This is a genomic window from Thauera sp. GDN1, from assembly GCF_029223545.1.
Taxonomy (GTDB): Bacteria; Pseudomonadota; Gammaproteobacteria; order Burkholderiales; family Rhodocyclaceae; genus Thauera.
On record NZ_CP097870.1, the window covers coordinates 389,495 to 402,729 of the forward strand.

The 13,235-nt window shown below is 69.5% G+C and carries 14 protein-coding genes; 8 read left to right on the forward strand and 6 right to left on the reverse strand.

Annotated features, from left to right (window positions below; genetic code table 11):
• Positions 1-106: 106 nt before the first annotated feature.
• From CKCBHOJB_RS01765 to CKCBHOJB_RS01780, 4 genes are all read right to left on the reverse strand, one after another.
• Complete coding sequence (locus tag CKCBHOJB_RS01765) at positions 107-886, reverse strand: 5-oxoprolinase subunit PxpA (RefSeq protein ID WP_281050321.1); 780 nt, start codon at positions 884-886, stop codon at positions 107-109.
• A 96-nt stretch (positions 887-982) separates the two neighbouring features.
• Positions 983-2,038: a biotin-dependent carboxyltransferase family protein gene (locus CKCBHOJB_RS01770; RefSeq protein ID WP_281050322.1), complete on the reverse strand. Its 1,056-nt coding sequence runs from the start codon at positions 2,036-2,038 to the stop codon at positions 983-985.
• Complete coding sequence (pxpB, locus tag CKCBHOJB_RS01775; protein WP_281050323.1) at positions 2,035-2,796, reverse strand: 5-oxoprolinase subunit PxpB; 762 nt, start codon at positions 2,794-2,796, stop codon at positions 2,035-2,037. Before pxpB ends, CKCBHOJB_RS01770 begins: the two co-directional genes overlap by 4 nt.
• 16 nt (positions 2,797-2,812) lie before the next feature.
• Positions 2,813-3,328: a winged helix DNA-binding protein gene (locus CKCBHOJB_RS01780; RefSeq protein WP_281050324.1), complete on the reverse strand. Its 516-nt coding sequence runs from the start codon at positions 3,326-3,328 to the stop codon at positions 2,813-2,815.
• A gap of 171 nt (positions 3,329-3,499) precedes the next feature.
• Here CKCBHOJB_RS01780 and CKCBHOJB_RS01785 point away from each other — a divergent pair, with 171 nt between their 5' ends.
• Genes CKCBHOJB_RS01785 through CKCBHOJB_RS01795 form a run of 3 tightly spaced genes read left to right on the forward strand, consistent with a single transcriptional unit; the run spans position 3,500 to position 6,376 of the window.
• Entirely contained in the window at positions 3,500-4,489 is a 990-nt protein-coding gene (locus tag CKCBHOJB_RS01785) for a TRAP transporter substrate-binding protein (protein WP_281050325.1), read from the forward strand.
• A 57-nt stretch (positions 4,490-4,546) separates the two neighbouring features.
• Positions 4,547-5,065, forward strand: a complete 519-nt coding sequence (locus CKCBHOJB_RS01790; protein ID WP_281050326.1) for a TRAP transporter small permease — start codon at positions 4,547-4,549, stop codon at positions 5,063-5,065.
• A gap of 12 nt (positions 5,066-5,077) precedes the next feature.
• Entirely contained in the window at positions 5,078-6,376 is a 1,299-nt protein-coding gene (locus tag CKCBHOJB_RS01795; protein ID WP_281050327.1) for a TRAP transporter large permease subunit, read from the forward strand.
• Positions 6,377-6,404: 28 nt separating this feature from the next.
• Here CKCBHOJB_RS01795 and CKCBHOJB_RS01800 read toward each other — a convergent pair whose 3' ends face one another.
• On the reverse strand, positions 6,405-7,367 hold the full coding sequence (locus CKCBHOJB_RS01800; protein ID WP_281050328.1) for a LysR substrate-binding domain-containing protein: 963 nt from the start codon (positions 7,365-7,367) through the stop codon (positions 6,405-6,407).
• Positions 7,368-7,508: 141 nt separating this feature from the next.
• Here CKCBHOJB_RS01800 and CKCBHOJB_RS01805 point away from each other — a divergent pair, with 141 nt between their 5' ends.
• The 3 genes from CKCBHOJB_RS01805 to CKCBHOJB_RS01815 all read left to right on the forward strand — a co-directional run bounded on the left by CKCBHOJB_RS01805 (position 7,509) and on the right by CKCBHOJB_RS01815 (position 11,310).
• On the forward strand, positions 7,509-8,888 hold the full coding sequence (locus CKCBHOJB_RS01805) for an L-serine ammonia-lyase (RefSeq protein WP_281050329.1): 1,380 nt from the start codon (positions 7,509-7,511) through the stop codon (positions 8,886-8,888).
• A gap of 142 nt (positions 8,889-9,030) precedes the next feature.
• The gene (sstT, locus tag CKCBHOJB_RS01810; protein ID WP_281050330.1) at positions 9,031-10,269 is read left to right on the forward strand and encodes a serine/threonine transporter SstT; all 1,239 of its coding nucleotides are present in this window, start codon (positions 9,031-9,033) and stop codon (positions 10,267-10,269) included.
• Between the two features lie 6 nt (positions 10,270-10,275).
• Entirely contained in the window at positions 10,276-11,310 is a 1,035-nt protein-coding gene (locus CKCBHOJB_RS01815) for a low specificity L-threonine aldolase (RefSeq protein WP_281050331.1), read from the forward strand.
• Between the two features lie 48 nt (positions 11,311-11,358).
• On the opposite strand, the gene CKCBHOJB_RS01820 is transcribed toward CKCBHOJB_RS01815, so the two are convergent.
• Positions 11,359-11,976, reverse strand: a complete 618-nt coding sequence (locus CKCBHOJB_RS01820) for a hypothetical protein (RefSeq protein WP_281050332.1) — start codon at positions 11,974-11,976, stop codon at positions 11,359-11,361.
• A 188-nt stretch (positions 11,977-12,164) separates the two neighbouring features.
• Here CKCBHOJB_RS01820 and CKCBHOJB_RS01825 point away from each other — a divergent pair, with 188 nt between their 5' ends.
• A complete protein-coding gene (locus CKCBHOJB_RS01825) occupies positions 12,165-12,596 on the forward strand; it encodes an Hsp20/alpha crystallin family protein (protein WP_281050333.1) in 432 nt (143 codons plus the stop codon).
• Between the two features lie 19 nt (positions 12,597-12,615).
• A complete protein-coding gene (locus CKCBHOJB_RS01830; RefSeq protein WP_281050334.1) occupies positions 12,616-13,008 on the forward strand; it encodes an Hsp20/alpha crystallin family protein in 393 nt (130 codons plus the stop codon).
• The last annotated feature ends 227 nt before the right edge of the window (positions 13,009-13,235 follow it).

Genomic DNA, 13,235 nt, shown 5'->3' on the forward strand with positions numbered 1-13,235 from the left:
GCGGGCGTGTCCGCTCCCACAGGGCGCTGCGGAACTCGGGGGGAAGCGCCCACCGGGCGTGGTCGAACTCGCGGGCAAGCCCGCGCCCGCCACAGGGGAAACCTGCTCAACGCCCGGCGACCACCTCCGGCAGCGTCGTCACCTTCCAGCCGCGTGCCTCCAGTTCGCTGCGCAGATGGCGCGCGCTCTCCACCGCGCCCAGGGTGTCGCCGTGCACGCAGATGCTGTCCATCGCCGTCGGCAGCACCTTGCCGCTCTGGCTGACCACGCCGCCGGCGTCCAGCATGCGCAGCACGTGGGCGACGAGCTCGTCGTGGTCGTGGATGACCGCCCCGGGCTGGCCGCGCGGGACCAGCGTGCCGCGGTCGGTGTAGGCGCGGTCGGCGAAGATCTCGCCGGCCACCTTCAGCCCGGCGCGCTCGCCGGCGGCGTGGAGCTCGGACAGCACCGGGGCGAGCAGGATCAGGCCGGGATCGATCGCCTTGACCGCGCGTGCCACCGCGTCGGCGAGCGCGGCGTCCTCGCAGGCCTGGTTGTTGAGCGCACCGTGCGGCTTGACGTGGGTGACGCGGCCACCTTCGGCCGCGGCCATGCCGGCGAGCGCGCCGACCTGGTAGATCACCATGGCCTCGAGTTCGGCGGGCGCCATCTTCATCTGCCGGCGGCCGAAACCCTGCAGGTCGGGGTAGGCGGGATGCGCGCCCAGGCTCACCGCGGCGGCGAGCGCCGTGCGCACGGTGTGGCGCATCACCACCGGATCGCCGGCGTGGAAGCCGCAGGCGATGTTGGCCGAGCGCACCACCTGCAGCAGGGCCTCGTCCTCGCCCATGGTCCAGGCGCCGAAGGATTCGCCGAGGTCGGCGTTGAGGTTGATGGTGTGGGTCATGGGCGGGGCTCCGTGGGGTGGGCGAGGGGATGGGGGGCGGGCGCGGATTGAGGGGGGGTCGCGACTTGCGTCGCTCCTACAGGGTGGGTGGGCTTCTCAATACAGCGGTCGGTATTCGGTGCCGAGGGCGTGCACGACACCGTCGACCAGGTTGCCGGTGTACAGCGCCACCAGGTCGATGCCGTCGGCCGGCAGGGGACGGATGGCGGCGATCAGCGCGCGGGTCTCGGCTTCGGCGGCGCGTGCGATCTGCGCGCCCTCGGCGGCGGTGACGGTGGCGAAGCGCAGCGTCTGCCCGGGGCGCAGCGCGGCCAGGCGGCCGAGGTCGGCGGTGATCACGGTGGCGATCTTGGGATAGCCGCCGGCGGTCTGGGCGTCGGCGAGCAGCACGATCGGCTGGCCGGCGCCGGGGACCTGGATCGAGCCCGCCACGGTGGCGTCGGACACGATGTCGGCCGCGCCGCTGTGCTCCAGCTTCGCGCCCTCGAGGCGCACGCCCATGCGGTCGGCTTCGGCGGTGACGCGGTAGTCGCCGCCGACCAGCGCTTCGAGCGCCGCGGCGCTGAAGTGGTCGTCCTGCGGCCCGGGAACGAGCCGGATCGGGCCCGTGTCGGTTTCCGGGGGCTGGGTCAGCACGCGGTCGCTGCCCCAGGCATCGGCTTCGCTCAGGGCCAGGCGCATGCCCGCTGCCAGCGCGTGGCCGCTGCCGTCTGCGCCGCCGAGGGCGGCGCGCACATAGGTCGAGGCGCTGCCCATCACCTGCGCGACCGCCAGCCCGGCCACCGCGACCATGGCGATACGGCCGCTGCCCATCTTGCGGATGCGCAGCGCTTCGTCCTCGGCGATCGTCACCGAGCGCCAGGGCGCGAGCTGACGGCGACCGTCGGGGCCGTCCACCTCCACCACCGCGTCGCCGGCGACGGCGAGCTTCACCGCGCCGCCGTGCGCCACCACATGCAGGCCGCCGTCGAAGCACTCGATCACCGGCGCGTCCTCGGGCTGGCCGGCGAGTGCGTTGGCGATGCGCATCAGGCGGCGGTCGAGCACGCCCGCCCACGGCACGCCGATGCGGCGGAAGCCGCGGCGGCCTTCGTCCTGGATGGAGGAGAACGCGCCGGGGGTGACGATCTCGAGTTCGGTCTGCGTGCTCATGCTGCGTTCTCCGCGGGGGTCGGGGCGGCGTCCAGCCACTGCATCGGGTCGAAGTCGGCGTTGCGCGCGGCGGCCTCGATCGCGCGGCATCGCTCGGCGCTCACCGGCACGAAGCGCACCCGGTCGCCGGCGGCGAGCAGCGAGGGCGAGGCGCGGCGGGCGTCGAACAGCGGCACCGGGCAGCGCCCGAGCAGGTGCCATCCGCCCGGACTTTCCCAGGGATAGATCGCGGTCAGCCCGGTGGCGATCGCCACGCTGCCGGCGGGCACGCGCACGCGCGGCTGGGCGCGGCGCGGCAGGCGCAGCTTCGCCGGCAGGTCGCCCATGAAGGGGAAGCCGGGCAGGAAGCCGAGCATGTACACCAGGTATTCGGTGCCGCTGTGCAGGGCGACCACCTCGTCTTCGTCGATGCCGAGGGTGGCGGCCACCTCGGCGAGGTCGGGCGCGGCCTCGCCCTCGTAGCACACCGGCAGGCGCCAGTGGCGGCCGTCGGCGGGCGCGCCGTGCTCGGCGGCGGCGATCAGCGGCTGCAGCGCGGCGAGCACGGCGTCGCGGTCGGTGGCGAGCGGGTCGAAGAACACCGTCAGCGAGCGGAAGGTGGGCATGGTCTCGATCACGCCCGGCAATGCGCCCGCCTGCTGCAGGCGCAGGATGGCGGTGTCGAGGGCATTGACCGCAGCCAGCAGGGCTGGATCGATGACGGTGCCGAACTCGATGGTCAGCGCGGCGTCGCCGGCGTCCAGGATGCGAAAACTCATGGCGGGCCTCCTGGATTCAGAGCGGGGAGGTGGAGGCCGCGCGCGCGGCCTGGTCGTAACGCCCCGAGACCGTGCGCAGCAGCTGGGCGAGTTCGGCGATGCGGCGGTTCTCGTCGGCGCTGCCGGTGAAGCCCGGCATCAGGCAGGCCTCGCGCACGTCGCGGTAGGCGAGGCAGATCTCTCGCCCCTTCTCGGTGACGGAATAGAAGGCTTCCTTGCCGCGCTTGGTGCTGTGCACCAGACCGAGCCCGCCGAGCTTGCGCAGCGAATAGGAGACGACGTGGGTGTCTTCCACATTGAGCACGAAGCCGATGTCGGCGAGGCGCTTCTCGGTGTCGCGGTGGGCGACGTGGTGCAGCACCAGCACGTCGATCGGGGTCATGTCCTTGACGCCGGCGGCGGTCATGCAACGCATCATCCAGCGCGCGAAGGCGTGCCACGCGATGATCAGACCGAACTCGAATTCGGATACCTGGGGCGACTTCGCCGAGACGAGGTGCTGTGAAGAAACGATGGGGCCGCTGTCGCCCATGGGAGCCTCCGATTAGGTTTTGAAGACGTTTCGCGTAAAAAACCTCTACGTTTTGTTGACAAGATACCCACAAAATCTCTATTGTGCAATAACGGTGACTTATGGATAGCTGGTCGCCGCCTCCGACAATGTGTTCCGGGCGCTGCCCCACTTCAATCAGGAGTTACATCCATGACCTTCTCGCATCCTCTGCTCAAGGCGATCACCGGTTCCTTGCTCGGCTTCGGCATTGCCGCCGCCGCCCACGCCCAGACCACCTGGGACATGCCCACGCCTTACCCGGCCAGCAACTTCCACACCGAGAACATCCAGCAGTTCGCCAAGGAGGTCGACGAGGCCACCGGCGGCAAGCTCAAGATCACCGTCCATGCCAACGGCTCGCTGTTCAAGGCCAACGAGATCAAGCGTGCGGTGCAGTCCGGACAGGCGCAGATCGGCGAGCTGATCATCTCCGGCCTCGCCAACGAGGACGCGCTCTACGCGCTCGACACCGTGCCCTTCCTCGCCACCAGCTACGCCGACTCGAAGAAGCTGTGGCAGGCCTCCAAGGACGCGGTCGAAGCGCGCCTGGCGAAGAACGGCCTCAAGGTCCTCTACTCGGTGGCCTGGCCGCCCCAGGGCCTGTACTCCATGACCGAGCTCAACACCATCGGCGACCTCAAGGGCATGAAGATCCGCTCCTACAGCCCGACCGTGGCGCGCATGATCGAGCTGATGGGTGGCCAGCCGGTGACGGTGCAGGCCGCCGACCTCACCCAGGCGCTGTCGACCGGCGTCGTCTCCGCCAACCTGACCTCCTCGGCCACCGGCTACGACACCAAGAGCTGGGAGCAGCTGAGCCACTACTACGACATCCAGGCCTGGCTGCCGAAGAACATCGTGTTCGTGTCGAAGAAGGCCTTCGATGCGCTCGACCAGCCCGCGCGCGACGCCCTGCTCAAGGCCGCCGCCGCTGCCGAGGAGCGCGGCTGGAAGGTCTCGGAAGAGAAGACCGCCTGGTACGTCGAGCAGCTCAAGGCCAACAAGATGAAGGTGCAGCCGGCCCCGGCGGCGCTGCAGGCCGAACTGCTCAAGGTCGGCGAGAAGATGACCGCCGAGTGGGTCGAGAAGGCCGGCCCGGACGGTCAGGCCATCCTCGACGCCTACCGCAAGCTCAAGTAATCCGCTGCTGCATCGGCCCCGCCATCGGCGGGGCCTTCACTATTCAGGAGATCGCCCATGAGAGCGTTCCTCGATTCGCTGTACCGCCTGTCCGGTGCGCTGGCCGCGATCGGCATGGTGGCGACGCTGGTGCTCGTCACCTCCGGCGTCGTGACCCGGCCGCTCGGCATCTATCTGCCGGGCACCGACGACTACGCCGGCTACGCGATGGCGGCCTGCGGCTTCTTCGCGCTGGCCTACACCTTCAAGCACGGCGAGCACATCCGCGTGAGCCTGGTGCTCGAGCGCGTCGGCCCGCGCATGCGCGCGGCGCTGGAGTGGTTCTCGCTCGCGGCAGGCACCGCGGTGGCGGCGACGCTGGCCTTCTACGCCGTGCGCATGGTGCTGCAGTCGCATGAATTCGAGGAGATCTCGCAGGGCGTGGACGCCACCCCGCTGTGGATCCCGCAGCTGTCGATGGCGATCGGCTCGGTCGTGCTGCTGATCGCGCTGCTCGACGATCTGGTGATGGCCATGCTGGGTCGCGCACCGGCGCGACTCGCCACCCACAGCGGCGAAGCCGCGCGCATGGAATAAGAGGAGCGCGCCATGGAAGTCATGATTGCGGCCGTGATGATCGGCCTGATGCTGGCGCTGCTCGCCGGCGGCGTATGGATCGGCCTCGCCCTGATGGCGATCGGCATCCTCGGCATGCTCGGCTTCACGCCGCGCGCGCCGGGCGACGGCATGGCGGTGGCGATCTGGAGCCACGGCTCGAGCTGGACGCTGACCGCGCTGCCCTTGTTCCTGTGGATGGGCGAGATCCTGTTCCGCACCAAGCTGTCCGAGGACATGTTCAAGGGCCTGTCGCCCTGGCTGGAGCGCCTTCCGGGCCGCCTGCTGCACACCAACATCATCGGCTGCACGCTGTTCGCCGCGGTGTCGGGCTCGTCGGCGGCCACCTGCGCCACCATCGGCAAGATCGCGCTGCCCGAGCTCGAGCGCCGCGGCTATCCCGAGTCGATGGCGCTCGGCACCCTGGCGGGCGCCGGCACGCTGGGCCTGCTGATCCCGCCCTCGATCATCATGATCGTGTACGGCGTGGCGGCCGACGTGTCGATCTCCAAGCTCTTCATCGGCGGCGTGCTGCCCGGCATCCTGCTGGCGACGCTGTTCATGGGCTGGGTGGTGGTGTGGTCGCTGATGAACCCGGGCAAGATCCCGGCGGCCGATCTCAAGACCACCTTCGTCGAGAAGCTCGCCGCCTCGAAGAACCTGATTCCGGTGATCCTGCTCATCGGCGGCGTGCTCGGCTCGATCTACAGCGGCATCGCCACCGCCACCGAGGCGGCCGCGATCGGCGTGATCGGCAGCCTCATCATCGCCGCCAGCCAGCGCACGCTCGACCGCAAGAGCTTCTTCGGCGCGCTGATGGGCGCGACCCGGCTGTACTGCATGATCGCGCTGATCCTCGCCGGCTCGGCCTTCCTGACTCTGGCGATGGGCTACATCGGTCTGCCGCGCCACCTCGCCGAATGGATCGGCGCCCTCGGCCTCAGCCCGGCGATGCTGCTCGTGGCGCTGGCGATCTTCTACATCCTGCTCGGCTGCTTCCTCGACGGCATCTCGATCGTGGTGCTGACGATGGCGGTGCTGATGCCGACCATCCAGGCCGCGGGCATCGATCCGCTGTGGTTCGGCATCTTCGTGGTGGTCGTGGTGGAGATGGCGCAGGTCACCCCGCCGGTGGGCTTCAACCTCTTCGTGCTGCAGGGCCTCACCGGGCGCGACATGACCGTGATCGCGCGCTATGCGCTGCCCTACTTCCTGCTGATGGTGCTGGCGGTGGTGCTGCTGTACACCTTCCCCGGCCTGGTGACCTGGCTTCCCGGGCACATGATCGGGTGATTGGCTCGACGCCGGCGGCTGGCGGGGTTTACTCGCCGGTCGCGGGTGTCGCGTCTGCGGACGGTCCGGCGGCCAGTTCCGCCGTGCGCGCCTCGCTCACCAGCCAGTCATGCACCGTGGCCACGCGCGGGTCGGCGAGCGCGCCGGCGGAATGGATGACGCAGTAGCGCTTGCCGGTGCGCACCGACTGCGCGAAGGGCGCCACCAGGCGGCCGCTGTCGAGTTCGTCGGTGATCAGGGTGCGGCGCGCGATCGCCACCCCCATGCCGGCGATCGCGCACTGCATGGTGATGTGGTTGCGGTTGAACATGTAGCCGCGCCGCACCTCCACCTGCGGCGCGCCGATCGCGCGCAGGTAGCGTTCCCATTCGGCGTAGGGCGGGCTGCCACGCCAGGCGGTCATGTCGTGCAGCAGCGGGTAGTGGCGCAGGTCCTCGGCGGTGAGCAGCGGCGGCCGGCCTTCGAGCAGGCGCGGCGAGCACACCGGGAAGATCTCCTCCTCCAGCAGCACCGTGCTCTGGAAGCCCGGATAGCTGCCGTCGTTGAGGTCGATCGCGAGGTCGAACTCGCCGTCGCGCAGCGAATAGGTGCTGTCCTCGGCCTCGACCTGCAGCTCGATCTGCGGGAACCGTTCCATCAGCCGCGGCAGCCGCGGCACCAGCCAGGTGGCGAGGAAGGAGGGCAGGGTGCGCACCCGCACCACGCCGCTGAGCGCGCCGCCGCGCAGGCGGCCGATGGCGAGCTCCACCGCGGCATAGGCGGGATCGACCGCGGCGAGCAGGCGGTTGCCGGCGTCGGTGAGTTCCAGCCGTCGCGGCAGGCGGCGGAACAGGCGCTGGCCGAGCCAGTCCTCGAGCAGCTTGATCTGCTGGCTCACCGCGCCGGTGGTGATGTTCAGTTCCTCGCCCGCACGGGTGAAGGACAGGTGGCGGGCGGCGGCCAGGAAGACGCGCAGCCGGGTGTGGATCTGTGAGGGTGCGTTCGGCGTCATGGTTTAGAAATACTGAAGCGACGGTGAAAAACTATCGATTGAGTGCCGTTTTCCGTGCGCGCAAAATGCATTGATACACCGATAAGCATTTTCGCGATTAGCCTGGTTAAAGCAAGCAGCGAATTACAACAGGAGCCTCCCATGTCCATCAGCGTCCTCGACTTGTTCAAGATCGGCATCGGGCCGTCCAGCTCCCACACCGTCGGGCCGATGCGCGCCGCGCACGATTTCGCCGCCGCGCTCGAGCGCCAGGACATTCTCGACCAGGTGCGTCGCATCGAGGTCAGGCTTTACGGCTCGCTGTCGGCGACCGGCATCGGCCACGGCACCGACCGTGCGGTGGTGGCGGGGCTGATGGGCGCGCGTCCGGACGAGGTCGATCCCGATTTCGTCGTGGACGCGGTGGACCTGGTCAAGCTCGACGGCGAACTCGCGCTCTTGGGCCGCCACACCATCCCCTTCGAGTGGGCGCGCGACATGCGCCTGCTGCCGGTGAGCCTGCCCTACCACCCCAATGCGATGCGCCTGGCCGCGCACGGCGAGGGCGGCGTGCTGTACGAGAACACCTATTACTCGGTCGGCGGCGGCTTCGTCGTCGATGAGGCGCAGGCGCAGTCGGGAACGTCGGCCGAGGCCGAGGTTGTCGTGCCGTATCCCTTCGACACCGGCGCCGAGCTGCTCGCGCAGTGCCGCCGCCACGGCCTGAGCATCAGCGAGCTGATGCTGGCCAACGAATCGGCCTGGCGCAGCGCGGACGAGACCCGTGCCGCGCTCAAGCGCATCTGGGACGTCATGCGCGCCTGCGTCGAGCGCGGCATCACCCAGGAGGGCGTGCTGCCCGGCGGACTCAACGTGCGCCGCCGCGCCGCCGCACTGCACCGCAAGCTCAGCGAGCGCGGCGGCAAGCACAACCTGATCAGCGACACCATGGCCGCGCTCGACTGGGTCAACCTGTACGCGCTCGCCGTGAATGAAGAGAACGCCGGCGGCGGCCGCGTCGTCACCGCGCCCACCAACGGCGCGGCCGGCATCATCCCCGCGGTGCTGCACTACTACATGAACTTCATGCCCGGCAGCGACGAGCGCGACGTGGAGAACTTCCTCCTCGCCGCCGCCGCGGTCGGCGTGCTGTGCAAGAAGAACGCCTCGATTTCCGGCGCCGAGGTCGGCTGCCAGGGCGAGGTCGGCTCGGCGTGCGCGATGGCTGCCGCGGGCCTCGCCGAGGTCCTCGGCGGCACGCCCGAGCAGGTCGAGAACGCGGCCGAGATCGGCCTCGAGCACAACCTCGGGCTGACCTGCGACCCGGTCGGCGGCCTGGTGCAGGTGCCCTGCATCGAGCGCAACGCGATGGCCTCGATCAAGGCGATCAACGCCGCCCAGCTCGCCCTGCGCGGCGACGGCGCGCACACGGTCTCGCTCGACCAGGTGATCCGCACCATGCGCGACACCGGCCGCGACATGCTCGACAAGTACAAGGAAACCTCCCGCGGCGGCCTCGCGGTCAGTTTCCCCGAATGCTGAGCGCGACACGACGGAACACGAACCCTCACCGATTCAACCCACCCGATTCATCCCAGCCCGTGCGCGGTGCATCCCCGCCGCGCCGGGGCGACGCCCTACCCGGCATCCCTAACCACAACGTCATCCACGAGGAGACACCCAGATGACCACCGCAACCCCCACGGCTTTCCAGCGCCTGATGCGCATGAGCCTCATCTCCCAGATCGCCATCGGTCTGGTCCTCGGCGTCGTGCTGGCGCTGGTCGCGCCCGGCGCGACCAAGTCGGTCGCCCTGCTCGGCGACATCTTCATCTCCGCGCTGAAGGCGGTCGCGCCCGTGCTGGTGTTCGTGCTGGTCGCCGCGGCGATCGCCAACCACAAGCAGGGCCAGCCCACGCACATCCGCCCGGTGCTGATGCTCTACCTGCTCGGCACCTTCGCCGCCGCGCTGGTCGCGGTGCTCGCCAGCTTCGCCTTCCCGACCACGCTGGTGCTCGACGCCCCGGCCGCCACCGGCAACCCGCCGGGCGGCATCCTGCTCGTGCTCAAGAACCTGCTGCTGAGCGCGGTCTCGAACCCGGTCAAGGCGCTGATGGAAGCCAACTTCATCGGCATCCTGGCGTGGGCGATCGGCCTGGGCATCGCGCTGCGCCACGCCGGCGACGGCACGCGCAAGGTGCTCAACGACCTCGCCGACGCGGTCTCGAAGATCGTCCATGTGGTGATCCGCTTCGCCCCGCTCGGCATCTTCGGCCTGGTCGCCGCCACCATGGGCGAAGCCGGCGTCGATGCGCTGCTCGGCTATGGCCAGCTGCTGCTGATGATCGTCGGCTGCATGGTCTTCGTCGCGCTGGTGGTCAATCCGCTGTTCGTGTTCTGGAAGCTGCGCACCAACCCCTATCCGCTGGTGTTCACCTGCCTGCGCGAGAGCGGCGTCACCGCCTTCTTCACCCGCAGCTCGGCCGCCAACATCCCGATCAACCTCGAGCTGTGCCGTCGCCTGGGCCTGCACGAGGATACCTACTCGATCTCGATCCCGCTCGGTGCCACGATCAACATGGCCGGCGCCGCGATCACGATTTCGGTGATGTCGCTGGCCGCCGCCCACACCCTGGGCATCCCGGTCGACTTCCCGACCGCGCTGCTGCTGTGCATCGTGTCCTCGCTCGCCGCCGCCGGCGTGTCGGGCGTGGCCGGTGGCTCGCTGCTGCTGATCCCGATGGCGACCGCGCTGTTCGGCATCTCGGCGGACGTGGCGATGCAGGTGGTGGCGATCGGCTTCGTGATCAGCGTGGTGCAGGATTCGGCCGAGACCGCGCTCAACTCCTCGACCGACGTGCTCTTCACCGCCGCGGCCTGCGCCGCCGAGAGCGGCGAGCCGCTGAACCTGGACCGCGCCTGATCTGTCATGCACCCGACTCAACATTTCGCCAGCGACAACTACGCCGGCGTGTGCCCGGAGGCCATGGCGGCCTTCGTGGCGGCGAACGCCGGACATGCCCCTGCCTACGGCGAGGATGAATGGACGCGCGAGGTCTCCGACCGCCTGCGCGAACTGTTCGAAACCGACTGCGACGTCTACTTCGTCTTCAACGGCACCGCGGCCAACTCGTTGGCGCTCGCTTCGCTGTGCCAGAGCTATCACAGCGTGGTGTGCCACGAGCTCGCCCACGTGCAGACCGACGAGTGCGGCGGGCCGGAGTTCTTCTCCAACGGCTCCAAGCTGCTGCCCGCGCACGGCGAGAATGGCAAGCTCACCCCCGCCGCGGTACTGGAGGTGATCTCGCGCCGCAGCGACATCCACTACCCCAAGCCGCGCGTAGTGACGCTGACGCAGAGCACCGAAGTCGGCACCGTGTATCGACCGGACGAGGTGGCGGCGATCTCCGCCTGCGCGCGCGAACACGGCCTGCGGGTGCACATGGACGGCGCCCGCTTCGCCAATGCGGTGGCCACGCTCGGCGTCAAGCCGGCCGAGATCACCTGGAAGGTGGGCGTCGACGTGCTGTGCTTCGGCGGCACCAAGATGGGCCTGCCGGTGGGCGAGGCGGTGGTGTTCTTCGACCGCAGGCTGTCCGAGGATTTCGCCTACCGCTGCAAGCAGGCCGGACAGCTCGCCTCGAAGATGCGCTTCCTGTCCGCGCCCTGGCTCGGCATCCTGGAAGACGAGGTGTGGCTCGAGCACGCCCGCCACGCCAATGCCATGGCGCAGCGCCTGGCGGCCGGCCTGGTGCAGGTGCCGGGCGCGAAGCTGATGTTCCCGGTCGAGGCCAACGGCGTGTTCTGCGAACTGCCGCCGGCGGTGCTCGACGGCCTGCGCGCGCGCGGCTGGCGCTTCTACACCTTCATCGGCGCCGGCGGCGCGCGCTTCATGTGCGGCTGGGACACCCTGCCCGCGAGCGTGGACGCGCTGCTCGCCGACGTGCGCGCCCTGGCCGGCTGAACCCCGCGCGGCGCGCGCCGGCGGCGGCGCCCGTACGCCCGCCCGCCTTCATGAGCGCGGCGGCTCATCGTCCGTGGGCGGACGGCCTTGCACGTCTTCTGCTTCATACTGCCGGCGCAGGCGCTCCAGCCCGGCGCGGAAGGCCTCGCCGTCGCCGTGGTCGAAGAAGTGCGGATAGCGTTCGTGCGCGTGGCCGATGCGGCGGGCGTGCTTGATCGGGCACCAGTACTGCTCGGTGCGCGCGGCCACCTCGCGCGCGTAGGCGGCGACGCCGTTGGCATAGGCGCAGTAGAAGCAGTTGAACTTCTCGATGAGGTTCAGGTAGGGCAGATCGCTGCGGTCGAACACCATGTATCCGCTGCGACTGACCTTCGGGATGCGGTAGATCGGGAAGCATGCCGTCTGATAGAGAGTGACGAAGAGGTCCGTCAGCAGGAAGGGGATCCAGCCCAGGTAGATCAGCGGCGCGGTCAGCGCCACCGGCAGCCGCGAGCGCCGCAGATAGCGGAAAAGCCCGATCTTGTGCCGTTGCTGCTCGCGCAGGAAGCGGTCGGCGAGCTCGATCCGCTTGCGCACCAGCTCCTCGCGCCGGCTGCGGTATTCCGCTTCCAGCTCCTCCTGGAGCGCCGCGATGCCGGCGAGCAGCTCGTCGAGATGGTTCTTCATGCCGTTCTCCGTGTGGTCCCGCCCGTCGTTCCGATGCGGCTCCTGCAGCACGCGGCGCAGCGATCGTCTGCGTGAATTCTAGATGGCGGGGGCGGGCCGGGGCTTGAAATCGCCTCCGTGGCACCCTAGTTAGGGAGGGTGCGGGCGCCCGCTGCGGCGCCCGTTCCACACCACGACCGGAGGTTCGCATGTACGCCCGTTCCCTGTTTCCCCGCGACGTGTTCGCGGAACTGGACCGCCTGCAGCGCGAGATGCAGCAGTCCTTCGACACCGGCCCGAGCATTCGCGGCCTGACCCGCGGCTATCCCGCGCTCAACGTCGGCGGCACGCCGACCTCGGTGGAGGTCTACGCCTTCGCGCCCGGCCTCGATCCGGCCACGCTCGACGTCCAGCTCGAGAAGGGCACGCTGACCATCGCCGGCGAGCGCAAGGCGGCGGAGGTAGCGGAGAAGGCTACCGTGCATATCGGCGAGCGCTTCGCTGGCCGTTTCCGTCGCGTCGTCAACCTGCCCGACGATGTCGATCCCAATGCGATCGAGGCCAGGTACCGCGACGGCGTGCTGCACGTGCGCATCCAGCGCAAGGAAGAAGCCCAGCCGCGCCGCATCGCCATCCAGTAAGGATCACGGAGGACCGACCATGAGCACCAAGCCCGATATCGCGAATGCCGCCGCCAAGGCCGCCGACCAGGCGCGCGAGGACGCCGCACTGCTGCCGCCCGTCGACGTGATCGAGGACGCCGGCGGCATCACCCTGTACGCCGACCTGCCCGGCGTGCCCAAGGAGCGCCTGAACCTGCACGTGGAGGGTGACACGCTGAGCATCGAGGGCGAGCTGGCGTTGCCGGTGCCCGAGGGCATGGAGGCGACCCACGCCGAGGTCAAGCTGCCGCGCTACCGCCGCGTGTTCACGCTGTCGCGCGAACTCGACCCCAACAAGGTCGAGGCCAAGTTCGAGCACGGCGTGCTGACGCTGCGCATCCCCAAGGCCGAGCACGCCCAGCCGAAGCGGATCGAGGTGCAGATCGCCTGAGCTTTCTGTCCGCAGTCAACGTCACCGCCGTGCGCTGGGCGCGCGGCCTGGTGCCGCAATGACGCCCGCAATGGGGAGGCCTGTTGCGGGCGTTTTGTTCGATGGCGATCGTATGCCTGGAAGGCGTCGCTGTTGATGCCGAGTTTCCAGGCGACGACCTCGTCCGGGTCGCAGTCCGCAGGCAGCGCAAAGTTGCCGGTGATCATCAGCCGCCGGATGTGGCGCGC